The organism is Aminobacter sp. P9b, from assembly GCF_045345995.1.
Taxonomy (GTDB): domain Bacteria; phylum Pseudomonadota; class Alphaproteobacteria; order Rhizobiales; family Rhizobiaceae; genus Aminobacter; species Aminobacter niigataensis.
This window is the reverse complement of sequence record NZ_CP150082.1, coordinates 2,949,611-2,975,037: the sequence shown is the minus strand read 5'-3', so window position 1 is coordinate 2,975,037 and position 25,427 is coordinate 2,949,611. Positions and strand designations below refer to the sequence as shown.

The window sequence follows — 25,427 nt, the reverse complement described above, 5'->3', positions numbered from 1 at the left end:
CATCTTTTGGCCCGGTCAGAGAAACAGATCGACCTTCTCGAAGGTCGTGACATCGACCAGCCCGACGTCGGAAATCCTGAGTTCGGGGATGACCACCAGCGCCAGCAGCGAATGCTGCATGTAGGCGTTGTTGAGGCTGCAGCCCATGTCGCGCATCGCCTGGACCAGCTTGTCGGCCTTGGCCGCGACGATCTCGGCGCGCTCATCCGACATCAGGCCGGCGATCGGCATCTCGACCAGCGCCAGTTCCTTGCCTTCGGAGAACAGCACCACGCCGCCGCCGACCTGCCCGAGTCGGTTGGCGGCCAGCGCCATGTCGGTCTTGTTGGTGCCGACGACGATCATGTGGTGGCTGTCATGCGCGACCGTCGAGGCAAGCGCGCAGTCCTTCATGTAGCCGAAGCCGGAAACGAAGGCATTGGTCACCTGCCCCGTGGCGCGATGACGCTCGACAAGCGCGATCTGGCAGACGTCGTTGCGCCGGTCCATGGCAACCAGCCCGTCCTCGACGGCAAGATCGGCCTCCAGCGCGCGCGTCGGCGCCTGGTTCTCGATCACACCGATCACCCGCACCCGGACCTCGTTGGCGCCTTCCGGTGCCTTGATGTCGAAATCGACGGCCTTCAGCTTCTTGCCAAGCTTCACCGTATGCTTGGCGTCGGCCGGGTAAGCATAGGCCGGAATGTCGATGTCGAGCTTGCCGGCCTTGGCCACCCGCACGCCGCGGGCATAGACCTCGTCGATCTTGAGTTCGGCCAGGTCGGAGACGATCAGCAGGTCGGCGAGCCTGCCCGGCGTGATCGAGCCGAGTTCGCGCTCGAGGCGGAAATGCTGGGCGGTGTTGATCGTCGCCATCTGGACCGCTGTCACCGGCTTCAGTCCTTGCTGGATGGCATGGCGGACGACGCGGTCCATATGCCCCTCATGAACCAGCGTGCCGGAATGGCTGTCGTCGGTGCACAAGATGAAGCTGCGCGGGTCGATGCCCTGCTCCGTCACCGCCTTGATCTGGCTTGCGACATCGTACCAGGCCGAGCCGAGTCGCAGCATGGCCTTCATGCCTTGGCGAACGCGCGCAATCGCGTCCTCGGCGCGCGTGCCTTCATGGTCGTCCTCGGGACCGCCGGCGACATAGCCGTGGAACGGCAGGCCGAGGTCGCGCGAGGCGTAATGCCCGCCCACCGTCTTGCCGGCCTTCACCGTCTCGGCGATCTCGCCCGACATGACAGGGTTGTTGGCGGCGACGCCGGGGAAATTCATCACCTCGCCGAGGCCGATGATGTTTTCCCAGGTCATCGCTTCGGCAACATCGGCAACCGTCAACGCGGCACCGGCATTCTCCAGCCCCGGTGCCGAGGGCACGCAGGACGGCATCTGCACATGCACGTTGATCGGCATGGCAAGTGCCTCGTCGTGCATCAGCCTGACGCCGGGCAGTCCGAGCACATTGGCGATCTCGTGCGGATCGATGAACATCGAGGTCGTGCCATGCGGGATGACCGCGCGGCAGAACTCGGTCACCGTCACCATGCCGCTCTCGACATGCATGTGCGCGTCGCACAGTCCCGGCACGAGATAGCGCCCACCGGCGTCGACCACCTTTGTGCCCTGGCCTATGGCGTGGCTGGCGTTAGGTCCGCAATAGGCGAAGCGCCCTGCAACGATGGCGACATCCGTGCCCGCAATGATCTCACCCGAATGCACATTCACCCAGCGGCCGTTGCGGATGACGAGATCGGCCGGCCGGCGGCCCATGGCGACATCGACCAGCACCGGTGCGGTCTCGGTCCAGGGGCGAGGCTTGGCGAAGGTGGTCTTGCTGGGCATTGCTGGGATTCCTGACTGCTTTGACGCGACTGTAGCGAAAGCGGCGGAGGAAAACAGGGCCTTGGTTGTTTGGCCGCGCCCGCCCGCTATACTCGTCATGCCAAACAGGTCCGGTCCGCTTCGATGCCGCCATTTCTCAAAACACGCCGCTGGTTGTGGCCGGGGCTCGCTGCGGCGGCGCTGGCGGCGGCAATCGTGTTTTTCGGCGGTGCCTTCGCCAACCAGATCTATCTCGACGAGGCGGCGTCGCGTGGCCAGACCACACTACGGCTGGCGGTTGCGGCCCTCTCCGGCCAGATGAACCGCTTCGAGCCATTGCCTGAACTGATCGCCGACAACGACGACATCAAGGAACTGGTCAGCGACCCGGACAACCCGGTCCTGCGCACGCGTGCCAATGAATACCTGAAAGAAATCAACGGACTGCTGAAATCCTCTGACATCTATGTACTGGTCCCCGGTGGCGACACGATCGCGGCCTCCAACCACGACCTGCCGCTCAGCTTCGTCGGCGAGAATTTTTCCTACCGGCCCTATTACCAGGATGCCATTCGCGGCAATCTCGGCCGTTTCTTCGCGCTCGGCACCACCTCGCTCAAGCGCGGCTACTATTTCTCCTCGCCTGTCCGCATCGGCATGGAGATCCGCGGCGTAGTCGTCTTCAAGGTCGACATCGACGCCATCGAAGCGTCGTGGAAGGGCGGCGACCACGAGATCATCGTCACCGACCCCGAAGGCATCATCTTCATGAGCGGGCGGCCCGACTGGCTCTATGCCAGCCTCAACCCGCTGACCGCCGAACGGCTAGCCCGCACCGAAGCGTCGCGCCGCTATGCTGATGCCATGCTGCGCGAACTGCCGGTGACGAGAAGTGCCGCGGATGACGGCCAGCCATTGCTGCGCATCACGGAGGGCGGCAAGTCGCGCGAGTTCCTCGAACTGGCCGAGGAGATGCCCGAAGCACGCTGGACGGTGCGTGTGCTGGCGGACACCGCCTCCGCCCATGCGCAAGCGCTGACGGCCGTGGTCTCGGCGCTGCTCGCGCTCAGCCTTGCCGGCCTCGGTGGCGCCGTCATCCTGCAGCGCCGCGCCCGTCTCGCCGAGCGCATGCAGTTGCAGCAGAGTGCGCAGGTCGAACTGGAACGACGGGTCGAGGAGCGCACCGCCGACCTCGCCCAGGTCAACAGCCGGCTGGAGACCGAAGTCGCGGAGCGCCGCACCGCCGAACAGCAGCTCAGGCAGACGCAAGCCGACCTGATCCAGGCCGGCAAGCTCGCTGCCCTTGGCCAGATGTCGGCAGCGCTGTCGCACGAGTTCAACCAGCCGCTGGCAGCGGTAAAGACCTATGCCGACAACGCCGCCACGCTGATCGATCGCGCTCGCATCGACGAGGCGCGCGACAACGTCTCGCGCATTTCGAGCCTCGCCGACCGGATGGCCTCGATCAGCCGTCATCTCAGGAATTTCGCCCGCAAGCCCAACCAGAAGCTTGGGGCGGTCTCGCTCGACGAGGTGGTCCGCGACACCGGGGAGATCGTGGCATGGCGCCTCAAGGCTGCCGATGCGGCCTTGTCGGTCGACCTCGGGCCGGCGCCACTCACCGTCAAGGCAGGCTCGGTCCGGCTGCAGCAGGTGCTGGTCAACATCATCACCAATGCCGCCGACGCCGTCGAAGGCCTTGCCGACCGGCGCATCGAGCTCGCCGCGCAGCGCAAGGGTTCCAGGGTCACCATCACCATCCGCGACCACGGTCCGGGCGTGCCGGCGGCGATTGCCGAGCGCATCTTCGACCCGTTCTTCTCGACCAAAGGCGTGGGCAAGGGTCTCGGCCTGGGGCTTTCCATTTCCTACAACATAGTCAAAGACTTCGGCGGAACCCTTGCGGTTTTGAATCATCCTGAAGGGGGCGCCTTGTTCACCATCGAACTCGACGCGGCGCGCGCAGCGGTGCGCGAGGCAGCCGAATGAAACCGCCCATCGTGCTCCTTGTCGACGACGAAGACGAGTTGCGGCGCTCCACAGCCCAGTCGCTCGACCTTGCCGGCTTCACTGTCCAGGACGTCTCGTCGGCCGAACGTGCGCTCGACTTCATCACGCAAGGGTTCAACGGCGTCGTCATCACCGACGTGCGCATGCCCGCCATGGACGGCATGACGCTGATGGGCCGCATCCGCGAGATCGACACCGACATCCCGGTGATCCTGGTCACCGGCCACGGCGACGTGCAGCTCGCCGTCCGCGCCATGCGCGAAGGCGCCTATGATTTCGTCGAAAAGCCCTTCGTCACCCAGCATCTCACCGAGATGGCGGCGCGTGCCATCGACCGGCGCAGCCTGGTGCTGGAAAACCGCGAGCTGCGCGCCGTCGCCGGCAAGCGCGACGACATCGAAGCGCGCCTGCCGGGACGCAGCCAGGCGATGGTCGACCTGCGCTACAGGCTTCGCGCCATTGCCGCGACCGACGCCGACGTCCTGCTCATCGGCGACACCGGCACCGGCAAGGAGGTGGCGGCGCGCGCGCTGCACGACATCAGCGGCCGCGCGACAAAGCCGTTCGTCGCCATCAATTGCGCCGCCCTGCCTGAAACGCTGATCGAGAGCGAGTTGTTCGGCCACGAGGCCGGCGCCTTTGCCGGTGCCCTGCGCCCCCGCTTCGGCAAGTTCGAGCATGCGCGCGGCGGCACGGTGCTGCTCGACGAGATCGGCTCGATGCCGGCCGACCTCCAGGTCAAGCTGCTGCGCGTCATCCAGGAGCGCGTCATCACCCGCCTCGGCTCCAACGAGCCGATCGCGCTCGATGTCCGCTTCATCGCCACCAGCAAGGTCGACCTCGACGCCGAAGTCGCTGCCGGGCGTTTCCGCGCCGACCTGCTTTATCGGCTCAATGTCGTGACGCTGCGCATGCCGGCCTTGTCGTCGCGGCGCGAGGACGTGCCGCTGCTGTTCCTGCAATTGGCCCGCGAGGCGGCGGCGCGCTACCGCCGCGACGACGTCGACGTGCCGCCCCGGGCCATCGCCGAAGTTGCCCGCCGCGACTGGCCGGGCAACGTGCGCGAACTGCGCAACGCCGCCGACCGCTTCGTGCTGGGGCTCGGGCTGCAGCTGCCCGACGCCGCGACCGAGGCCAACGGCAGCGGCGACCGCCTTGCCGACCGTGTCGCCGACTTCGAGAAGAACGCGATTTCAGCCGCCCTAACCGCCCATGGCGGCAGCCTCAAGCCCGTCTACGAGCAGCTCGGAATCTCGCGCAAGACGCTCTACGAGAAGATGCAGCGCTACGGGCTCGACAAGAATCGCCTGGGTGCGGTGGACGGTGCAGATGACTGACCGCCACGCCAATGTGTGGAAACGCACACACGCCAACAAGGCGATGTCACCTTTTCCACCCATTCGCGCCGTGTTCGATGATTTTTACCGGCCTGAGGCCACGGCAAGCATTGCAGTGCGCCCGCGCCAGCGGTCCTAATCGCCCATCCACCGCCGGCGCAGGGAGGCACCAGGCGCGGGTGGAACCACAGACCAGAATATCCCGGGAGGATTTCATGAAGAGACTGCTCGCCTCGCTCACGGCCGCCGCAACGCTTGCCGTGTTCCCGCTCGCCGCCAATGCGCAGACTTATCCCGAGCGCACCATCACCGTCGTTGTGCCGTTCTCGGCCGGCGGCCCGACCGACACGGTCACGCGCCTCGTCGCCGAATCGATGTCCAAGGATCTCGGCCAGCAGGTCATCGTCGAAAACGTCGGCGGTGCCGGCGGCACGCTCGGTGCCGGCCGCGTCGCTTCCGCCGATCCGGACGGCTACACACTGCTGCTCCACCACATCGGCATGGCCACCAGCGCCACGCTCTACCGCAAGCTCGCCTATGACACGCTCAACGCCTTCGAATATGTCGGCCTGGTCACCGAAGTGCCGATGACCATCGTCGCCAAGAAGGACCTTGCGCCGACCGACCTCAAGGGCCTCGTCGAATACGCCAAGGCCAACAAGGACACGGTGACGGTCGCCAATGCCGGCATCGGCGCTGCTTCGCATCTGTGCGGCATGCTGTTCATGAGCGCCATCGGCACGCCGCTGGTCACCGTTCCCTACAAGGGCACCGGCCCTGCCATGACCGACCTGCTCGGCGGCCAGGTCGACATCATGTGCGACCAGACCACCAACACCACCAAGCAGATCCAGGGCGGCACCATCAAGGCCTACGCCGTGACCTCGCCAGCGCGCCTTGACGTCCTGAAGGACGTTCCGACCACCAAGGAAGGCGGCCTCGACGGCATGGAAGTCGGCATCTGGCACGGCCTCTATGCGCCCAAGGGCACCCCGGCTGAGGTGACCGAGCGCCTGTCAAAGTCGCTGCAGGCGGCACTCAAGGACCCCAACGTCGTTGCCCGCTTCGCAGAACTCGGCACCGTGCCGTCGCCGGAAGCCGACGCCACGCCGGCAGCGCTGAAGGCCAAGCTCGAAGGCGAGATCGCGCGCTGGAAGCCGATCATCGAGGCTGCCGGCCAGTTCGCCGACTAAGCCTGAGCAACTCGGCCTAGGGGTTGGCCTAGCCAGCCCCCTCACCGGCCTCCGCTTCGCTCGGCCGCCCTCTCCCCGACGGGGAGAGGAGATCGGCAACACCTCAGCCTTCCTCTTCTCCCCAGCGGGGAGAAGGTGGCCCGCAGGGCCGGATGAGGGGCGGCGCCAGGTGAACCCCAAGAGGGAAACCATGAACAAGCTTTCCATCGATCCCACCAACGGCGCCTGCGGAGCGATCTTCGTCGCCACCGGCGCCTTCTTCGCCATCCAGTCGCTGGGTCTCGACCTCGGCACCACCTTCCGCATGGGACCGGGCTATTTCCCCCTCGTCCTGGCCAGCGTGCTGATCCTGCTCGGCCTCGTCGTCATCGTCCAGGCGACCCGCGTCGCAGGCGAGCCGATCGGCCCGATCGCCTGGCGCGGCATGGCCTTCATCCTGCCGGCGCCGATCTTCTTCGGCCTCACCGTGCGCGGACTCGGCTTCGTGCCGTCGATCTTCGTGACCTGCCTGATCGCCGCCTTCGCCTCGACGCGCATGAAACCGCTCGCCGCCGTCGTCCTCGCCGCCGGGGTCACCCTGTTCTCGGTCGTCGTGTTCAGCTACGCGCTCGGCCTGCCGTTCCAGCGCTTCGGCCCCTGGCTGCCGTTCTGAGGGGGAAAAGATGGAACTCTTCGACAATCTCGCGCTCGGTTTTTCGACCGCCTCGACGCTCGCCAATCTCGGCTTTTGCCTGATCGGCGTCCTGCTCGGCACGCTCATCGGCGTGCTCCCCGGCATCGGCGCCACCGCCACCATCGCCATGCTGTTGCCGATCACCTTCCAGATCGGTGATCCGGTCTCGTCGCTGATCATGCTCGCCGGCATCTATTACGGCGCGCAGTATGGCGGCTCGACCACCGCCATCCTGATCAACATGCCGGGCGAATCCTCGTCCGCCGTCACCGCCATCGACGGCTACCAGATGGCGCGCAAGGGCCGCGCCGGAGCGGCACTCGCCATCGCGGCCATCGGCTCGTTCTTCGCCGGTACGGTCTCGACCTTCCTGGTCGCGATCTTCGCCCCGCCGCTGACGGCAATCGCCTTGCAGTTCGGCGCGGCCGAATATTTCTCGCTGATGGTCGTCGGCCTGGTCTCGTCGATCGCACTCGCCCACGGCTCGGTCATCAAGGCGCTGGCCATGGTGGTTCTGGGCCTGCTGCTCGGCCTCGTCGGCACCGACATCTACACCGGCACGCCACGCTTCACCTTGGGTATCCGCGAATATGCCGACGGGCTCAACTTCGTCGCGGTCGCGGTCGGCGTGTTCGGCGTCGCCGAAATCCTGCGCAACCTCGAAAGCGAAAAGACCCGCGAAGTGCTGATGGCCAAGGTTTCGGGGCTGATGCCGACGCGCCAGGATTTCCGCGAGATGGCAGCCCCCATTCTGCGCGGCACGGCCATCGGCTCGGCGCTCGGCATCCTGCCGGGCGGCGGCGCCATCCTCGCGGCCTTCGCCTCCTACACGGTGGAAAAGCGCGTTTCCAAGCACCCCGAAGAGTTCGGCAAGGGTGCTGTAGCCGGCGTCGCCGGTCCGGAATCGGCCAACAATGCCGGCGCGCAGACCTCGTTCATCCCGATGCTGACCCTCGGCATTCCGGCAAACCCTGTCATGGCGCTGATGATCGGCGCGATGATCATCCAGGGCATCGTGCCCGGCCCCAATGTCGCGACCGAACAGCCGGCCTTGTTCTGGGGCATCATCGCCTCGATGTGGATCGGCAATTTGATGCTGATCGTGCTCAACCTGCCGCTGATCGGGCTGTGGGTGAAGCTCTTGACCGTGCCCTACTACGTGCTGTTCCCGATCATCATGGCGTTCTGCGCCATCGGCGTCTACAGCGTCAACTCGAACGTCTTCGACCTCTACGCCGTCGCCTTCTTCGGCCTGATCGGCTACGCGCTGGTCAAGCTGCGCTGCGAACCAGCGCCGCTGCTGCTCGGCTTCGTGCTCGGGCCGCTGCTGGAGGAAAACCTGCGCCGCGCCATGATCCTGTCGCGCGGCGATCCGACCACCTTCGTCACCCGCCCGATCAGCGCGCTGCTGCTTGGGTTGGCTGCCTGCGTGCTGATCGTCGTGCTGTTGCCGGCGGTGCGCAAGAAGCGCGACGAGGTTTTTGTCGAAGAGGAATAGGCAGGCCAGAACTTCTACGAACACGGCAACGGGCGGAATTTCCGCCCGTTGGCATTTTCGGCGGGGCCGATCGAAATTCCGCCCTCGTGGCTCAAACGGTTGTTCACGCAATTGGCCGCGCCTCCCCGCCCCTCAGCCGTCAAATCATGTATGGAGAACCAAGCCGCCGACTCGCGCGCGGCCGTGTAAATGGCGGATCCTCATCATGGCAATCAAATTCACCGAAAAGGCGACCAGCGCCGCGGCAAAGCCTGTGGCTGCCAAGGCAGTGTCACCAGCGCCCACTGTTACGCAGGAAGCGGCGAAAGCCGCGACTGAAGCTACCAAGAAACCCGCCAGGAAAACGGCCCGTAAGGCGCCGAAACCAGATACGGCGACGCAATCCCCATTGCTTGATTTCAGCGAGACGAAGTAGCGGCAGGCAGTTGCAGGGGCTTGCAATATCGCCCGGCTGCCTTGCCGGCTGCGCGCAATTGGACAACTCGGGTGGACAGTTGAACTGATGCCAATGCAGTGGCTATCTGGCTGATGTGGCCTTTGAGCCGCAAGCTGCAGAAAATACGACCTTACAGATTTTTTGGTATTTCTAACCCGAACGGGTGATGTTGCTGCTTGGCTACACCAACATCGACTTAAATTGCCTGCATGCGCACGGACTATTATTGCCACCTCTAGTCTGCGTATTACCTCGGACTGATTTGGGGACAGGGCATTGAAACAGATTCTGCTTGTATCGGCTGTTTATTTCGCGTTCGCCAGCGCCGCGCTTGCCGCTGACGCGGTTGTGACAGAGCCAACGTCTGATCTCGCTCCGGCCGGGTTCTGGGCCGGCGGATATGTTGGCCTTCATGTTGGCTACGGTCGCGGCAACGGCAATGCGGTTGATCTCGACGACAGCTTCTTTGATGAGAGCATTGGCCAGACCCATGACGTCGACACCGAGGGTTTTGTCGGCGGCGTTCAGGCCGGCCACAATTGGCAAACCGGCTCGTTCGTCTATGGCCTGGAGGCGGATATCGGCTATTTGGGTTTGGATGGTGTCAACGAAATTCTCGACGAACCCGACAATTACGGTTCCGCGAAACTGGGCCTTTACGGTGATTTGACCGCCCGGCTGGGCTTTGCAGCTGATCGACTGCTGATTTATGTCAAGGGTGGTGTCGCGGCCACACGTTACGACGTTACTTTCGGCGACCTCCACAACATCAACGGCACTCTGGACGGAAACAGTAGTGAATCTCGAAGCGGCGGTCGCGTCGGCTACACGATCGGTGGTGGAGTCGAATTGGCCCTGTCCGAAAAATGGACCACTAAGCTTGAGTACCAGTATTTCGACTTTGGCACGGTTGGCTTGACCGACATTCAGGGTGACAAGGCCGAAGTCGACATCGACGCCCACACGATAAAGGTCGGGCTGAATTACCGATTCTGATCGCCCTCAAGCCCCGGCCTCGTGTCGGGGCTTTTTGTTTCCGGCTAGGCATCCAGCGCCAATCTCCGGCGAACGGCTCGGCGAAGGAAAACCGAACACGATTTGCACGATGGATTTTTCGACCTGCACAACGCCAGTTGACGAAATCGCCTAACTAGTTGAAACGACAAGCAAGCGGACGTGGCGGAACTGGTAGACGCAAGGGACTTAAAATCCCTCAGCCTCGGCTATGCGGGTTCGACCCCCGCCGTCCGCACCAGGCAAGAATCTCCCGTTCCTGATGCCAGAACAGTGGCAACCGTGCGTTCGCGCCACCAGCGGCAAGCTTTCCGTGACATAATTGCCACTCCCGCGTGCTTTCGTTACGTCAACACCACACCGGAAAATTGCAGAATATTTCACACTGAAATACAACTTCACCGGGTGGGGTGAGTGGGGAGTTGCGTATGCAGTACAATTGGGAACGCGCGCCATACTTTTGGGAAAAGCATCGTAACGCCTGTTTCGGCCTTTGCGCGGCCATCTGCGGCGCCTGGGTGATACTGGCTATCGTGCCGCTCTGACAGCAAAAGTCGCCGGACAGAGCCACCGGCCGCGAAGCGTCATGCAACCAAATGAGGTCGTCAACGTTTGAGCCGGCATGGCCGCCTCGACATCCTTTGCGCGCCCGGTCATTGTTGAACTCGGCCGCGCCGGAAACTACCGCCGCATCGCAAGTGCGGGCGACGCCGCCGAATGCCTGGTGACGACCTGGCCCCTGAGCCGCGGCCCTCGTCACCGCAACGCCGTCCAGACATGCCTGAAGGTGCTCGAGGGGCAACGCCCTTCCGAGGATGCGCGGCGAGCCTTCGTCGAGGCAGCGATGGAAGCCGAGGTGCCGATAGCGGCATCGTCATCCAGCGAGGAAAAATAATGGCAAAGCTCGTCTATGAAGTCGTCCAGCACGATGGTGGCTGGGCCTACAAGGTCGGTGACACCTTCTCCGAGACCTTCCCCACGCACGAACACGCCCTTCGCGCCGCAGAGACGGCGGCGGCAGAGCAGCGTGTCTCCGGCTCCACCGACGGCATCCAGTACGAGGACAAGGAAGGCCGTTGGCATGACGAACTCGCCAAGGGCGACGACAGGCCCGACACCGAGGTTTCCGACTAGCGGCCATCGCCCCGGCGCGAACAGGATCGCCGGACGAGCAGTTCCCGCCTCTACCTGGCCGCCTTGTCGACCGGTTGGGCAAATGCCTTTGCCGCAATGCGCCGGATCAGCTCTGCGACCCGCTTCGGCTCGACGAATTGCGGCATATGCCCCATGCCCTCGACCAGATCGAGTTCCAGGTCTTTGATCCTGTCGGCCAGAGGCTCGCCATGCAGCCGGTAGTCGAGCACACGGTCGGCGGTGCCGAACATCACCGCCACCGGCAGCTTCAGTTCCCCATACCTGGCCTCGACCGCGCCAAGATCGCTCTCGATCGCCACCATGTCCGCCGATGTCGCGTAGAAATGGCTCGGCCGCAGCCCGGCGAAACCGCCGCCTGCCGTACCGTAGTCCTTTGGCGCTTCCTGCGGCGAAAACAGGAAGGCCAGGGTCTGCGGCGCATATTTCAGGCTCGTCGGTATCGCCACCGTCTCGGCCATCAGGCGGCGGCGTAGTGGCGACTTGATATAGAGCGACCTGAATTCGGGCCGCAGTTCGTCCTCCAGATGCGTCAGCGGCGACAGCAGCACCAAACCGGAAACCGCCTCCGGGTGGTTTTCCGCCAGCGCCAGCGCCACGGCGCCGCCGAGCGAATGGCCGACGACCAGCGGCCGCTCCAGCAAGAGTTCGGCGATGAAGCGCGCGATCAGATCGGCCTGTTCGGTCAGGCTGCCCGAAAACCCGGCCGGACGCGTGGAATAGCCCGAGCCCGGCCGGTCGAGCGCGATCAGCCGGAAATCGGCAAGTTCCGGAAACAGCGGATGGCGGAAATGGTGCAGTTGCGCGCCGAGACCGTGAACAAAGAGGATCGGGCGCCCCTCGCCCTGCTCGACATAGTGGATGCGATGCCGGCCAAGTGCTGCGAACTTGCCGATTGCAGGCACCGCGCGTGCGGCCTGGGTCGAGATCTTGCGGGTCGCCAGCACGAAATAACCGCCGACGAGGACCACGGCCAGGAAGATGATGCTGGCGATCCAGCCAAAAATCGTTGTCGCGGTCGCCATCGAACCTCCTGCAGGCAATGCCCGCAACTTAGCGGCGCGAGACGCAGGCTCAAGCCCGTGACATGCAAAACGGGCGGCCTTGCGACCGCCCGTTCACTAAAATCATAGCAATTCGAAGCTGTTATGCAACTTCCTTGACAGCGTTCGAGCCCTTGCCGTGCAGGCGGATGGCGATCTCGGCCACGCGCTTGCCCTGGAAGTGGGCGCCTTCGAGTTCCTGCGCCGAAGGCTGGCGCGAGCCGTCGCCGTCGGAGGTGGTGGTCATGCCGTAGGGCGCGCCGCCGCGAACCACGTCGTTGCCCATCTGGCCCTGGTAGGCATAGGACAGCGGCACAATGACCATGCCGTGGTGCTGCAGGTGGATCTGCGCGTTGATCAGCGCAAGCTCGGCGCCGCCGTGCTGGGTCGCGGTCGAAACCATCACCGAGCCGACCTTGTCGAGCAAAGCGCCCTTGGCCCAGAGCGGGCCGGTCTGGTCGAGGAAGTTCTTCATCTGCGAGGCCATGGTGCCGTAGCGGGTGGCCGTGCCGATGATGATGCCGTCATAGTCGGCCAGTTCGAGCGGATCGGCGATCTGCGCTTCCTGGTCGAGCTTGTAATAGGCAGCCTTGGCGACAGCCTCGGGTACCAGCTCGGGAACGCGCTTGATGGTCACGTCGGCACCGGCTGCGCGGGCGCCTTCGGCAGCGGCCTTGGCCATCTGCTCCATGTGACCCCAGCTCGAATAGTAGAGAACAAGAATCTTAGCCATTTCAAACTCCAGCGGGGGGAAAATCTCGCGACACCATCTTGGGTTGGCGTCTGGGGAGAGATGTAATGCAAAGCCCGTTCAATGAAAGCGGGCCAATGCGTGACGCATCGTTCACAAAACGGCGACTATTGCTCGCCTGCCCCGGCGGCTGTATCTGACCTTGGTCTAAAAGGAGCTCCTGAAATGGCCGACATCGTCACCGCAGCTATGGTCGTCATCGGCGACGAGATTCTGTCCGGCCGCACCAAGGACAAGAACATCGGCCACCTCGCCGACATGATGACGGCCTCAGGCATCGACCTCAGGGAAGTGCGCATCGTGCCCGACGACGAGGACGAGATCGTCGCCGCCGTCAACGCCGTGCGCGCACGCTACGATTATGTCTTCACGACAGGCGGCATCGGCCCGACGCATGACGACATCACCGCCGACTCGATCTCCAAGGCCTTTGGCGTGCCGTGCGAATACGAGCCGCGCGCCTATGCCATTCTGGAGGCCAACTATGCCACGCGCGGCCTGGAATTCTCCGAAGCACGCAAGCGCATGGCGCGCATGCCGCGCGGCGCCGGGCTGATCGAAAACCCGGTCTCGGTGGCGCCGGGCTTCCGCATCGGCAACGTCCATGTCATGGCCGGCGTGCCGTCGATCTTCCAGGCCATGCTCGACAACGTCATGCCGACGCTGAAGACCGGCGCCAAGCTTCTGTCGACCACGGTCCAGTGTCCCTATGGCGAAGGCACCATCGGCGGCCCGCTGGGCGAGATCCAGAAGGCGCATCCCGACACCATCATCGGTTCCTACCCGAAATATCTCGACGGCAAGTTCTGGACCGAACTCGTCGTCCGCTCGCGCTCGCAAGAAGCGATGGATCGCGCCCGCGATGCGATCGAGGCAATGCTTGAGGGCATAACAAAAGCCGCCTGAACGACTTGATGCCAAACACTTGATCCCAAACACTTGATCCAGGTCACATGGGAACAAGTACGGGCATGATAGTGTTTCTTTGCTGAGCAGATTTCTGTCCGTGCAAAGGAGGGTGCCATGCCGTTCAAGACAATCGTTGCCATCATCCAGAGCGAGCGCGACGCCGCCCGCGTCCTCGATGTGGCCATCCCGTTTGCCGACCGGCACGAAAGCCATCTGATCGGCGTTCATGCCGAAGCCTTGGCGATGCCCTACACCACGGCCGTCGGCTTTCCCGACACCGAGTTCATCCAGGCCAATTCCGATCTCTGCAAGGAGCGCGCCGAAAAGGTGCAGAAGGCGTTCCTCGCCCGCATCGAGACCGCCGGCGTGTCGTTCGAATGGCGCAGCTTCGAGAGCTTTTCCGGCGACAGCGCCCTTTCGGGGGTCGAAAGCGCGCGTTGCGCCGACCTAGTCATCGTTTCGCAGGGATCGCAAGAGGCCAAGGACTCGATTGCCGCCGACGTCGACTCCCTGATCTACGAGGCCGGCCGCCCGGTGCTGGTGGTGCCGCATGCGGCACCGTTGATCTCGACCTTCCGCCGCGTCCTGGTCGCCTGGAACGGCAGCCGCGAAGCCGCCCGCGCCGCCTTCGATGCCCTGCCCTTCATCCTCGAGGCCGACCAGACCGAAATCCTGGTCATCGACCCCATCGAGACGGCAGCCCAGAGCGCCGACGCCGCCGGCGCCGAGATCGCCTCTGCCTTTGCCCGCCACGGCGCCAAGGTATCGGTCAGCGTCGAGGCGTCGCGCGGCCACACCGTCGATGCCGTCATCCACAACAAGGTGGTTGAAACAGGCGCCGACCTGCTGGTGATGGGCGCCTACAGCCATTCCTGGCTGCGCGAGTTCCTGTTCGGCGGTGTCACGCGCAGCGTCCTGCAGGCCGGCGACACCGCGATCCTGCTGTCGCGCTAAGATTACCGCACAACTGTGCAGCCCCGCCCTTGCCAAGAGCGGGGCTTTCCGGCTAATTCCGCCTGCATTCCCCTAATTTTCGCGCCACTAGGCGCGCCGAGCCGGAGTGCGCGTCGAATGTCCCTTCCCGAAAAAGCCTTTCCCGTATCCTGGGATCAGTTCCACCGCGACGCGCGTGCGCTCGCCTGGCGTCTCGCCGGCGTCAATCCGCAGTGGAAGGCGATCGTCTGCATCACTCGCGGCGGCCTGGTGCCTGCTGCCATCATTTCGCGCGAACTCGGCATCCGCCTGATCGAGACGATCTGCATCGCCTCCTATCACGACTACACCTCGCAGGGTCAGTTGCAGGTGCTGAAGGAGATCACGCCGTCGCTGCTCGAGGGCGAAGGCGAAAACGTACTGATCGTCGACGACCTGACCGACACCGGCAAGACCGCAGCCATCGTGCGCGCCATGATGCCGAAGGCGCATTTCGCCACGGTCTATGCCAAGCCCAAGGGCCGCCCGCTGGTCGACACCTTCGTCACCGAGGTGTCGCAGGACACCTGGATCTATTTCCCCTGGGATCTCGGCTTCACATACCAAAAGCCGATCGCGGAAGATCACATGGGCTGATTGCAGCGCCCTCCGGCTCAACCCGACCTGTTCGACGCCCGGCCTTTGCGCCGGGCGTTTTCATTATCAATCTATTTACTTTTGTTACGGAGGATTAACCGTACAATTCGTAATACGGCAACTGAGTCTGCTTCTGGGTAGGACTGCCGATGCTGATGAAGCCTGTCTATCACAGCCACCTCGTCGAGCGCCTACGCCGGCTGTTCGGCGCTCCCGCCTGCAGGCTCCAGGTTGCCGCCCTGCCCTGGCACCGCACCGCCTCCGGCACCATCGAGATCATGCTGATCACCAGCCGCGACACCGGGCGCTGGGTCCTGCCCAAGGGCTGGCCGGAAGAATCCGAACGGCTGTGCGAGACCGCCGCTCGCGAGGCGAGCGAAGAAGCCGGCCTGAGCGGCTCGGTCGATACCCACGAGGCGGGCCGTTATTTCTACTCCAAGGAACTGGCAAGCGGCGAACAGGTCGCCTGCGAGGTGCTGGTCTATCCGCTCGAAGTGCGCAAGGTCGCCGAAAAGTGGAAGGAGCGGCGCCAGCGCACGCGCAAGTGGGTGTCGCCTGCCGAGGCAGCGCGCATGGTCAACGAACCAGACCTTTGCCGGCTGATCTCGTCCTTCGGCGCAGCCCACGGAAAAGTCGCCGCCTGAGGCGCGAGACGCCGCCAAGCGGGTATCTTGCCGGCTTCGTTCACGGAGCCGGTTCTCCCCGTTATCCACACAAGTGACACACAAGATGTTGGGGTCACAAAATCTGCATAAACGACTTCTTGACGTTACCCCCCGAGTCGCTTTTTATGACTCCAGCGCGCTTGTTGAGTGCGTGACCGGAAAGTTCAGAGCCCGGTCCTTTCTCCAGATCTAGTGAGTTGCCGCTCGCATTTGCACCCGCACAGGCGGGGCGCCGTCGCGCGTGGTTGCGGTGTGTCCGAGGGGTTGACGGGTAAAAATTGGGGACTGGCAGAAATCTTCTGTTAACACTATATTTAGTGTTTGCAGGCAGCCTGGACGCTAGATAGTGTGAGTTCTCCCTCAGCGAGGGAATCGCAACAAAGTTTCAGTTTCAAGGACCCGAAGCGGTCCGCAGGCTGACGGGAAGGCGCTCCGCAAGGAGGATTTCCGGTCTGGCGGCGGCTTCTTCGGCAATGGTGACCGGTCGTTCGGGCGGCCGGCAAGATCGGCATTGCGTCTTTCGTTTCAGCAATGGGAAATTTCCCGCGAAAGACGCTATATATAGACAAAAGGAAATCGACCGATGCGCATCGAGCGGCGTTTCACCAAGGATGGACAATCGGCCTATGCGGAGATCGAGTTCCGCAAGGCGCTCTCCGAGATCAAGAATCCGGACGGCTCGGTGGTCTTCCGGCTCGACAACATCGATGTGCCGGCGCAGTTCTCCCAGGTCGCGGCCGACATCCTGGCGCAGAAGTATTTCCGCAAGGCCGGCGTGCCCGCCCGTCTGAAGAAGGTCGAGGAGAACGACGTTCCTTCCTTCCTGTGGCGTTCGGTTCCCGACGAGGCCGAACTTGCCAAGCTGCCCGAAAACGAACGCTACGGCTCCGAGATCGACGCCCGCCAGGTCTTCGACCGTCTCGCCGGCACCTGGACCTATTGGGGCTGGAAGGGCGGCTACTTCAAGAGCGAAGACGACGCCCGCGCCTTCAAGGACGAGTTGTCCTACATGCTCGCCACCCAGCGCGTGGCGCCGAACTCGCCGCAGTGGTTCAACACCGGCCTGCACTGGGCCTATGGCATCGACGGTCCTGGCCAGGGCCACTTCTATGTCGACCCCTTCACCGGCAAGCTGACCAAGTCGAAGTCGGCCTACGAACACCCGCAGCCGCATGCCTGCTTCATCCAGTCGGTCGCCGACGACCTCGTCAACGAGGGCGGCATCATGGACCTGTGGGTGCGCGAGGCGCGCCTGTTCAAATACGGCTCGGGCACCGGCTCGAACTTCAGCCACCTGCGCGGCGAAGGCGAAAAGCTGTCCGGCGGCGGCCGTTCGTCCGGCCTGATGAGCTTCCTCAAGATCGGCGACCGTGCTGCGGGCGCCATCAAGTCGGGCGGCACCACCCGCCGTGCGGCCAAGATGGTGGTGGTCGACGCCGACCATCCCGATATCGAGGCCTATATCGACTGGAAGGTGAAGGAAGAGCAGAAGGTGGCGGCCCTCGTCACCGGTTCCAAGATCGTGCGCCAGCACCTCAGCAAGATCATGGCGGCCTGCGTCAACTGCGAAGGCCAGGATGACGACTGCTTCGACCCGGCCGTCAACACCGCGCTCAAGCGCGAGATCAAGGCCGCCAAGAAGAACGCGGTGCCGGAGAACTACATCTACCGCGTCATCCAGTTCGCCAAGCAAGGCTACAGCTCGATCGAGTTCAAGACCTACGACACCGACTGGGATTCGGAGGCCTATCTCACCGTCTCGGGGCAGAACTCGAACAATTCGGTCTCGCTCAAGGACGACTTCCTGCGCGCTGTCGAGGGCGACGGCGAATGGCACCTGACCGCCCGCAAGGACGGCAAGGTGATGAAGACGCTCAAGGCGCGCGATCTGTGGGAAAAGATCGGCTACGCCGCCTGGGCCTCGGCAGATCCCGGCCTGCACTTCAACACCACGATGAACGACTGGCACACCTGCGCCTCCGCAGGCGCCATCCGTGCGTCGAACCCGTGCTCGGAATACATGTTCCTCGACGACACGGCCTGCAACCTCGCCTCGATCAACCTGCTGCCCTACCGCAACACCGACGGCACCATCGACATCGCGGCCTACGAGCACACGGTGCGCCTGTGGACCGTCGTGCTCGAAATCTCGGTGATGATGGCGCAGTTCCCGTCCAAGGAGATCGCCAAGCTCTCCTACGAGTACCGCACGCTCGGCCTCGGCTATGCCAATATCGGCGGCCTGCTGATGACGTCCGGCATTCCCTATGACTCCGACGAGGGCCGCGCCATCGGCGGCGCGCTGACGGCGATCATGACCGGCGTGGCTTACGCCACCTCGGCCGAGATGGCCTCCGAACTCGGCGCCTTCCCCGACTATGACCGCAACGCCGCAAACATGCTGCGCGTCATGCGCAACCATCGCCGCGCCGCCTATGGCGACAAGGACGGCTACGAGAAGCTGTCGGTGCATCCGGTGCCGCTGGTCGCGTCCGACCTCAAGCAGCAGGAACTGGTGACCCATGCCCGCGCCACCTGGGACCGCGCCATCGAGCTCGGCGAGGAGCATGGCTACCGCAACGCCCAGGCAACCGTGATCGCGCCCACCGGCACGATCGGCCTGGTCATGGATTGCGACACCACTGGCATCGAGCCGGACTTCGCGCTGGTCAAGTTCAAGAAGCTCGCCGGCGGCGGCTACTTCAAGATCATCAACCGTGCGGTGCCCGAGGCGCTGCGTACCCTCGGCTATAGCGAAGCCCAGATCGCCGAGATCGAGGCCTATGCCGTCGGCCACGGCAACCTCAACCAGGCGCCCGGCATCAACCCCGGTTCGCTGCGCTCCAAGGGTTTCAGCGACGAGAAGATCGAGGCGCTGAATTCGGCCCTCAAGAGCGCCTTCGACATCAAGTTCGTGTTCAACAAGTGGACGCTGGGCGAAGACTTCTGCAAGGACGTGCTCGGCCTGACCGAGGCGCAGCTCAACGACCTCTCGTTCGAGATGCTGCCGGCGCTCGGCTTTTCCAAGCGCGACATCGAAGCCGCCAACATCCATGTCTGCGGTGCAATGACGCTGGAAGGCGCGCCGTTCCTCAAGGACGAGCATCTGCCCGTCTTCGATTGCGCCAATCCCTGCGGCAAGATCGGCAAGCGCTACCTCAGCGTCGAGAGCCACATCCGCATGATGGCGGCGGCCCAGCCCTTCATCTCGGGCGCCATCTCCAAGACCATCAACATGCCCAACGAGGCGACGGTCGAGGACTGCAAGAGCGCCTACATGCTGTCGTGGAAGCTGGCGCTCAAGGCCAACGCGCTCTACCGCGACGGCTCCAAGCTGTCGCAGCCGCTGAACGCCTCGCTGATTGCCGACGAGGACGAGGACGAAGACGATGCCGTCGAGGCGCTGATCGCGGCACCCGCCGCCGCCAAGGCGGTGCAGGTCACCGAAAAGATCGTCGAGCGCGTCATCGAGCGGCTCTACCGCGAGCGGGAAAAGCTGCCGAACCGCCGCAAGGGCTACACCCAGAAGGCCGTCGTCGGCGGCCACAAGGTCTACCTGCGCACCGGCGAGTTCGACGACGGCCGCCTCGGCGAGATCTTCATCGACATGCACAAGGAAGGCGCTGCCTTCCGCGCGATGATGAACAATTTCGCCATCTCGATCTCGCTCGGCCTGCAGTACGGCGTGCCGCTCGACGAATATGTCGAGGCCTTCACCTTCACCAAGTTCGAGCCGGCCGGCATGGTCGTCGGCAACGACGCCATCAAGAACGCCACCTCGATCCTCGACTACGTCTTCCGCGAACTGGCCGTCTCCTATCTCGGCCGCCACGACCTCGCCCATGTCGACCAGTCGGATTTCGACAAGACGGCGCTCGGCAAGGGCATCACCGAAGGCAAGGCCCTGCCCTTCTCCAAGGGCCTGACCCGCGGCGCCTCCCCGCTCAAGGTCGTCTCCGGCGTCGCCGGCAACGACCCCAAGGGTTCGGCGGCTGCCGCAAGCCCGGCGCGCGTGACGCCTGTGACCGCCTTCTCCGGCTCCAACGTGCTGGCGCTCGCCCCCAAGGCGGCGATCTCGGCGGAGGAATCCACCGCCTACAAGCGCGACTACGAGGAGCGGGCCAAGGAACTGGTCGAAGAAGTCACGACCGAGGAGACCGTCGAGGAAACGTCGGTCACGACGTCGCTGTTCACCGACGCCGCAGCCCAGGAAGCGGCGGAGGCCAAGAAACTCGCCGCCGACCGCCGCGCCAAGTCGATGCTGCAGGGCTACACCGGCAATTCCTGCTCGGAGTGCCAGAACTTCACCATGGTGCGCAACGGCACCTGCGAGAAGTGCGACACCTGCGGCGCGACGAGCGGGTGCAGCTGAGGCGTGGTCCCACTGGTAAAGTAATAGCGAAAAGACAGTAGGCCGCCACAGTGCGGCCTACTCTTTTAGTAACTGGGCAGGTAATGACTCGCTTCCGCGACTACTCGCACTGGATGACGCGCGGATGTCGATATGCTCCTCGTACCAAACGAGCCGATGCACACCATATCGCGCGGTGAAGCCTGTACCCTCACCCGACTTGTGCTCCGGCAAACGACGGGCCAGGTCATTGGTCACGCCGACATAGATCGTGCCATCCTTCTGGCTAGCAGTCATGTGACGTAGCCGCTCATGACCTGCGCAAGTCCTCCCCGACGATTGGCGCGAACGCCCCCTCCCTTCGTCATCCTAGGGCGGAGCAGGAGCGAAGCGACGTCGCGGAGACCCTAGGATCCATGCCGTGACCTTGCGGCAACGCCCAAACGGTTCAGAACGCTCGCCTTTTCTTGCCCCGCTCCGCATTCCTCACGCTCACGGCATGGATCCTCGGGTCAAGCCCGAGGATGACGAAACGGAAGAGACCGCTCCCACCAATTCCCCTCACCATCCAAGTCCGCGAAACAGCTCGTGCCACTCGGGATTGCTCGTCTCGATCAACTCGATCTTCCATTGGCGCGGCCAGCGCTTCAGCGATTTCTCGCGCTGGATGGCGTCGCGGATATCGAAATGCTCCTCGTACCAAACGAGGCGATGCACGCCATATCGAGCGGTGAAGCCTGTACCCTCACCCGACTTGTGCTCCGGCAAACGACGCGCCAGGTCATTGGTCACGCCGATATAGATCGTGCCACCCTTCTGGCTGGCGGTCATGTAGACGTAGCCGGTCATGACTGGAGCCTACTCGCGGCAAAGTTGTACGCAAGCCCTCCGCACCTGCCGATGCCTTAACGCATGTAGTCTTGGGTGAGGAGCGGCCGCGCCCCTTACACCATCGACGATTGCCCCCTCTCGCTTCGTCATCCTAGGGCGGAGCAGGAGCGCAGCGACGTCGCGGAGACCCTAGGATCCATGCCGTGACCTTGCGGCAACGCCCAAGCGGTCCAGAACGCTCGCCTTCCCCCCGCACCACATCCGCCTCACGGCATGGATCCTCGGGTCAAGCCCGAGGATGACGAAGGCAGGGAGGCCAGCGGCCATTTTCGAAGGCCGTCGATTTGCGGACAGGCGGGAGCAACTGGCCGCTCGATCCAGCGAACGATGAGCCGGCATAACGAATGGTAAGCCCGTGCCAAGTGGCGGCCGTTTGAGCTCTGTCTCCCCTACCCCTCATCCGCATTGGCTGCGGCCCGGAATCTCGCCTCGAACTCGCGCCGCAGTTCGCGGCGCAGCTCAGCGGCGCGGTGGCGGCGGCGGTCGATGTCGGTCGCCGGCACGAAAGCCGGAATCTCGGTCGGGCGGCCGTCTTCGTCCACCGCCACCATGGTGAAATAGCAGGAATTGGTGTGGCGACGCTGGCCGGAGCGGATGTTTTCGGCTTCGACATGGATGCCGATTTCCATCGAGGTGCGGCCGGCAAAATTGACCGACGCCCGGAAGGTGACCAGTTCGCCGACATTGATCGGCTCCCTGAACACCACCTGGTCAACCGACAGCGTGACCGCGTATTTGTTGGAATAGCGCGAGGCGCATGAAAAGGCGACGCGGTCGAGGATATTGAGCAAGGCACCGCCATGCACCTTGCCGCTGAAATTCGCCATCTCGGGCGTCATCAGCACGACCATCTCGAGCCGGCGCGTGTCCCTGTCTTCCACCTATGGACCCTTCCCCTGACGATGTCGGTACAGCATTCGATGTGATGCGACGCTATCCGGGATGCGGTTGGAACGCCAGTTTCAGCCGGTGCCGCATGGCAGAAACCCAGCGCTCCCGTCAGCGCATGAAGATCAACGCCATGCCGGCGACGACCAGTGCCGCCCCGGCCCAGGCGCCGCCGGCGGGGCGTTCGCCGGTCCGCGCCCACAGCATGGGCAGGATGATCACCGGCGAGGTTGCCGACAGCGTCGAGACGATGCCCACCTTGCCGCCGGAAAGCGCAAATAACAGCAGCGTCATGCCGATGCCGAGCGCGATGATGCCGGTCAACGCCGTCAGTGCCGCAACTTTGAATGTCAGCGGCGCCCGCGGTTTCACGGCCGGTATCGGCAGCTGGATCAGTACGCTGAGGCAAAAAGCGGCGATGCCGACACGCAGCATCGACGCCACGAACGGGTCGATGCCCGTTGCCATCACCGGCCTTGCGATGATGGAGCCGATCGCCTGGCCGGCCGCCGCCCCCAGTCCGAGCGCCACGCCGATCCACAACGGCCCTTTCACCGTCTCCCAGGCGTGCAGCTGGTCGCGGCGCTTGCCGAACAGGATCGCCAGCAACACGCCTGCGACCGTCAGGCCGATACCCGCGGCAGCTTTTGGCGCGAGGTCCTCGCCCAGCATCAGCCAGCCGAGAACGGCGGCCATCGGCGCGTTCAGCGCAAACAGGATGCCCGATCGCCGGGGCCCCAGCCGGTTCAGCGCGGCAAACAGCAGCGTGTCGCCGACGAAGATGCCGACAAGGCCGGACAGCAGCAGGGGCCCGGCACTGCCGGCGTCGAGTTCGCGCCAGGTACCGGTGAACAGCACATAGAGCGCCAGCAGCCCGGTGACGAAGACCTGCCGCAAGCGGTTGAAAGCCGGCGCGCCGAGATAGCCGGCGGGTCCGGCCGAGATCAATCCCGTGACGGCCCAGCATGTCGCGGCCCCGATTGCTGCGATCTCGTGAACAGGCATCTTCGTTCCGGTTGGCAAGAGGACTGAAAAGACGAAGGACACGACCGCGTCATCCATTGCACCGCTATAGACGCGCCGGATATTTCGTCCAGTGGCACGGCATGGGCTGGACAGGGCCACCGGAAAACCAATCGATTCATTCGAACGATTCAAGCGCCATTACGCGTTGGATCGATCAGACGGGCAACAATAGCTTGTACCTGAAAAGGACCAAGCCATGAACGCCCACACCCGAGCCGAAGCCCAAGACGCCGTCGCCATCAGCCCGCGTCAGGCGCGCCATGAAAGCCGCTGCAACCTGCTGCCCGGCGTTGCGCTGACCGTGGCCATCGCCGGCATCGCCTTCGCACTCAGGCTGCTGCCCGGCCTCTCGGCTTTCAGCCCGATGATCATCGCCATCGTCCTCGGCATGGCGGTCCACAATCTCCGGGGCACGCCGGACGCGGCCAAGGCCGGGGTGACTTTCGCCATGCGCAGGCTGCTGCGCTTCGCCATCATCCTGCTCGGCCTGCAACTCACTGCGAGCCAGGTCGCGGAGGTGGGTGCTGCGGGCATCGCCATCATCGCCACGACGCTCGTCGCCACCTTCGCCTTCACGCTGTGGCTGGGAAAGGCGATCGGCGTCGACCACAAGCTTGCAGAGCTGATCGCCGCCGGCACCTCTATCTGCGGCGCCTCGGCGGTCATCGCCACCAACACGGTGACCAGAGCGCCCGACGAGGACGTCGCCTATGCGGTCGCGTGTGTCACCGTCTTCGGCTCGGTGGCGATGTTTGCCTATCCACTGCTGCCCGGCCTGTTCCACCTTAACGCTCACGCTTACGGCCTGTGGGCCGGCGCCTCGATCCACGAGATCGCCCAGGTGGCCGCGGCAAGCTTCCAGGACGGCCAGCAGGCCGGCGAGTTCGGCACGGTGTCCAAGCTCACCCGTGTCATGATGCTGGCGCCGGTGGTGATCGTGCTCGGTGTTGCTGCCAGGCAGCGCGCCAGGTCGGCGGGCATGGCCCGGGACGGCGCCCCTGCCCCGATGCCCTGGTTCGTGCTCGGCTTTGTCGCCATGGTCGGCCTCAACAGCCTGATCGACATTCCGTCCGAGGCAAAGGCGTGGATCGTCACGCTGACCACCTTCCTCCTGGCTACCGCGCTCGCCGCCATGGGGCTCGAAACCGACATCGCCAGGCTCTGGGCCCGCGGCGCCCGTCCCCTGCTGCTTGGCCTCGGCGCATTCCTTTTCATTGCGGTTTTCAGTCTGATACTGGTCAAGCTTGCGGGCTGACGACTGAAAGGAACACCGTGACCCTCGAACAGCTCAGGATCTTCGTCGCGGTGGCCGAGCGCGAACACGTCACCCGCGCCGCCGAAGCACTCAACCTGACGCAATCGGCGACAAGTGCCGCGGTGTCGGCACTCGAAGCGCACTACCAGACCCAGCTCTTCGACCGTGTCGGCCGCCGCATCGTACTGACCGAGGCCGGCCGGATCTTCCTGTCCGAGGCGCGCGCGGTGCTCGCCCGCGCCCGCTCCGCCGAGATCGTGCTTGCAGATCTTGCCGGCCTCAAGCGCGGCACGCTCAAGCTCGCCGGCAGCCAGACGGTCGCAAACTACTGGCTGCCCGGCATCGCCCACCGTTTCAGGTCCAGCTATCCCGGCATCGAGCTCGACGTGACCATCGGCAACACCGAGACAGTCGCAACCCAGGTCCGAGACGGCATTGCCGATCTCGGTTTCGTCGAGGGCGAAGTCGACGACCCGGCCCTGGCCATCGAGCCGGTCGACAACGACGAACTGGTACTCGTCGCGGCGCCCGGCCATCCCTGGACCAGCAACGCTGCCTTCACCCCGCGCGACCTCCAGGCGGCGCGGTGGGTCCTGCGCGAACCGGGCTCGGGCACGCGCGCGCATTTCGAGGCCGTGCGCGCCGCCCGCGGTATCGAGCCCGGCAGCCTCGACATCGCGCTGGAACTGCCGTCGAACGAGGCTGTACGGGCCGCAGTCGAGGCCGGCGCCGGCGTCGCCGTGATGTCGCGGCTCGTCGCCGAAGCCTCGCTCAAGGCCGGCACGCTGGTCGCCATCGATTTCGACCTGCCCAAGCGCCGCTTCTTTTCGCTCCGCCACAAGGAGCGTCATGCGACGCGGGCAACCCGCGAATTCCTTGCCCTTGTGGCGCGGCCGGCAATCGGCGCCTGACGACAGCGGCTCAGTTGCCGAACTTCAGCACGGCGCTGGCGCGGTTCAT

General features: G+C 64.3%; 23 protein-coding genes and 1 tRNA gene. 17 read left to right on the top strand and 7 right to left on the bottom strand.

What is annotated here, in order from left to right:
• Positions 1-15: 15 nt before the first annotated feature.
• Positions 16-1,827, bottom strand: coding sequence for an adenine deaminase (gene ade / locus WHT83_RS14585; protein ID WP_406871561.1), 1,812 nt, complete (start codon positions 1,825-1,827; stop codon positions 16-18).
• Positions 1,828-1,950: 123 nt separating this feature from the next.
• On the opposite strand from ade, the gene WHT83_RS14580 reads away from it, so the two are divergent.
• The 10 genes from WHT83_RS14580 to WHT83_RS14535 all read left to right on the top strand — a co-directional run bounded on the left by WHT83_RS14580 (position 1,951) and on the right by WHT83_RS14535 (position 11,101).
• Entirely contained in the window at positions 1,951-3,795 is a 1,845-nt protein-coding gene (locus WHT83_RS14580; RefSeq protein ID WP_406871560.1) for an ATP-binding protein, read from the top strand.
• The gene (locus WHT83_RS14575) at positions 3,792-5,153 is read left to right on the top strand and encodes a sigma-54-dependent transcriptional regulator (RefSeq protein WP_406871559.1); all 1,362 of its coding nucleotides are present in this window, start codon (positions 3,792-3,794) and stop codon (positions 5,151-5,153) included. Before WHT83_RS14580 ends, WHT83_RS14575 begins: the two co-directional genes overlap by 4 nt.
• A 215-nt stretch (positions 5,154-5,368) precedes the next feature.
• Positions 5,369-6,346, top strand: a complete 978-nt coding sequence (locus WHT83_RS14570) for a tripartite tricarboxylate transporter substrate-binding protein (RefSeq protein ID WP_108608369.1) — start codon at positions 5,369-5,371, stop codon at positions 6,344-6,346.
• A gap of 190 nt (positions 6,347-6,536) precedes the next feature.
• Positions 6,537-6,998 carry a tripartite tricarboxylate transporter TctB family protein gene (locus WHT83_RS14565; RefSeq protein ID WP_406871558.1) on the top strand — a complete coding sequence of 154 codons (462 nt, stop codon included), beginning with the start codon at positions 6,537-6,539 and terminating at the stop codon, positions 6,996-6,998.
• 10 nt (positions 6,999-7,008) lie between these two features.
• Positions 7,009-8,517: a tripartite tricarboxylate transporter permease gene (locus WHT83_RS14560; RefSeq protein WP_108608371.1), complete on the top strand. Its 1,509-nt coding sequence runs from the start codon at positions 7,009-7,011 to the stop codon at positions 8,515-8,517.
• 205 nt (positions 8,518-8,722) lie between these two features.
• Complete coding sequence (locus WHT83_RS14555) at positions 8,723-8,932, top strand: hypothetical protein (protein WP_406871557.1); 210 nt, start codon at positions 8,723-8,725, stop codon at positions 8,930-8,932.
• 297 nt (positions 8,933-9,229) lie between these two features.
• Positions 9,230-9,949: an outer membrane protein gene (locus WHT83_RS14550; RefSeq protein ID WP_406871556.1), complete on the top strand. Its 720-nt coding sequence runs from the start codon at positions 9,230-9,232 to the stop codon at positions 9,947-9,949.
• 174 nt (positions 9,950-10,123) lie between these two features.
• Positions 10,124-10,208: transfer RNA gene (locus WHT83_RS14545), tRNA-Leu, on the top strand.
• A gap of 381 nt (positions 10,209-10,589) precedes the next feature.
• Positions 10,590-10,862, top strand: a complete 273-nt coding sequence (locus tag WHT83_RS14540) for a DUF982 domain-containing protein (protein WP_318761892.1) — start codon at positions 10,590-10,592, stop codon at positions 10,860-10,862.
• Positions 10,862-11,101, top strand: a complete 240-nt coding sequence (locus tag WHT83_RS14535) for a DUF2188 domain-containing protein (protein WP_108608375.1) — start codon at positions 10,862-10,864, stop codon at positions 11,099-11,101. Before WHT83_RS14540 ends, WHT83_RS14535 begins: the two co-directional genes overlap by 1 nt.
• 50 nt (positions 11,102-11,151) lie before the next feature.
• Here the strand turns inward: WHT83_RS14535 and WHT83_RS14530 are convergent, their stop codons facing one another.
• Both WHT83_RS14530 and wrbA read right to left on the bottom strand, forming a co-directional pair.
• Positions 11,152-12,144, bottom strand: a complete 993-nt coding sequence (locus WHT83_RS14530; RefSeq protein ID WP_406871555.1) for an alpha/beta fold hydrolase — start codon at positions 12,142-12,144, stop codon at positions 11,152-11,154.
• A 121-nt stretch (positions 12,145-12,265) separates the two neighbouring features.
• Positions 12,266-12,895, bottom strand: a complete 630-nt coding sequence (gene wrbA, locus WHT83_RS14525) for an NAD(P)H:quinone oxidoreductase (protein ID WP_108608377.1) — start codon at positions 12,893-12,895, stop codon at positions 12,266-12,268.
• Between the two features lie 183 nt (positions 12,896-13,078).
• Between wrbA and WHT83_RS14520 the strand changes: the two genes are divergently transcribed.
• From WHT83_RS14520 to WHT83_RS14500, 5 genes are all read left to right on the top strand, one after another.
• The gene (locus tag WHT83_RS14520) at positions 13,079-13,819 is read left to right on the top strand and encodes a competence/damage-inducible protein A (RefSeq protein WP_406871554.1); all 741 of its coding nucleotides are present in this window, start codon (positions 13,079-13,081) and stop codon (positions 13,817-13,819) included.
• A 117-nt stretch (positions 13,820-13,936) separates the two neighbouring features.
• Entirely contained in the window at positions 13,937-14,776 is an 840-nt protein-coding gene (locus WHT83_RS14515) for a universal stress protein (RefSeq protein ID WP_108608379.1), read from the top strand.
• 117 nt (positions 14,777-14,893) lie between these two features.
• Positions 14,894-15,391, top strand: a complete 498-nt coding sequence (gpt, locus tag WHT83_RS14510) for a xanthine phosphoribosyltransferase (RefSeq protein WP_055970685.1) — start codon at positions 14,894-14,896, stop codon at positions 15,389-15,391.
• A 149-nt stretch (positions 15,392-15,540) separates the two neighbouring features.
• Positions 15,541-16,035 carry an NUDIX hydrolase gene (locus WHT83_RS14505; RefSeq protein WP_406871553.1) on the top strand — a complete coding sequence of 165 codons (495 nt, stop codon included), beginning with the start codon at positions 15,541-15,543 and terminating at the stop codon, positions 16,033-16,035.
• A 604-nt stretch (positions 16,036-16,639) separates the two neighbouring features.
• Positions 16,640-20,428, top strand: coding sequence for a vitamin B12-dependent ribonucleotide reductase (locus WHT83_RS14500; protein WP_406871552.1), 3,789 nt, complete (start codon positions 16,640-16,642; stop codon positions 20,426-20,428).
• 57 nt (positions 20,429-20,485) lie between these two features.
• On the opposite strand, the gene WHT83_RS14495 is transcribed toward WHT83_RS14500, so the two are convergent.
• The 4 genes from WHT83_RS14495 to WHT83_RS14480 form a co-directional block, all read right to left on the bottom strand.
• The gene (locus tag WHT83_RS14495) at positions 20,486-20,704 is read right to left on the bottom strand and encodes a GIY-YIG nuclease family protein (protein ID WP_108608382.1); all 219 of its coding nucleotides are present in this window, start codon (positions 20,702-20,704) and stop codon (positions 20,486-20,488) included.
• A 264-nt stretch (positions 20,705-20,968) separates the two neighbouring features.
• Positions 20,969-21,256: a GIY-YIG nuclease family protein gene (locus tag WHT83_RS14490; protein WP_183261675.1), complete on the bottom strand. Its 288-nt coding sequence runs from the start codon at positions 21,254-21,256 to the stop codon at positions 20,969-20,971.
• Positions 21,257-21,687: 431 nt separating this feature from the next.
• Positions 21,688-22,149: an acyl-CoA thioesterase gene (locus tag WHT83_RS14485; protein WP_406873987.1), complete on the bottom strand. Its 462-nt coding sequence runs from the start codon at positions 22,147-22,149 to the stop codon at positions 21,688-21,690.
• Positions 22,150-22,297: 148 nt separating this feature from the next.
• Positions 22,298-23,191, bottom strand: coding sequence for a DMT family transporter (locus WHT83_RS14480; RefSeq protein ID WP_406871551.1), 894 nt, complete (start codon positions 23,189-23,191; stop codon positions 22,298-22,300).
• Positions 23,192-23,492: 301 nt separating this feature from the next.
• Here WHT83_RS14480 and WHT83_RS14475 point away from each other — a divergent pair, with 301 nt between their 5' ends.
• Both WHT83_RS14475 and WHT83_RS14470 read left to right on the top strand, forming a co-directional pair.
• A complete protein-coding gene (locus WHT83_RS14475) occupies positions 23,493-24,467 on the top strand; it encodes a YeiH family protein (protein WP_406873986.1) in 975 nt (324 codons plus the stop codon).
• 17 nt (positions 24,468-24,484) lie between these two features.
• Positions 24,485-25,378, top strand: coding sequence for a LysR family transcriptional regulator (locus WHT83_RS14470; RefSeq protein WP_406871550.1), 894 nt, complete (start codon positions 24,485-24,487; stop codon positions 25,376-25,378).
• Positions 25,379-25,427: the final 49 nt, after the last annotated feature.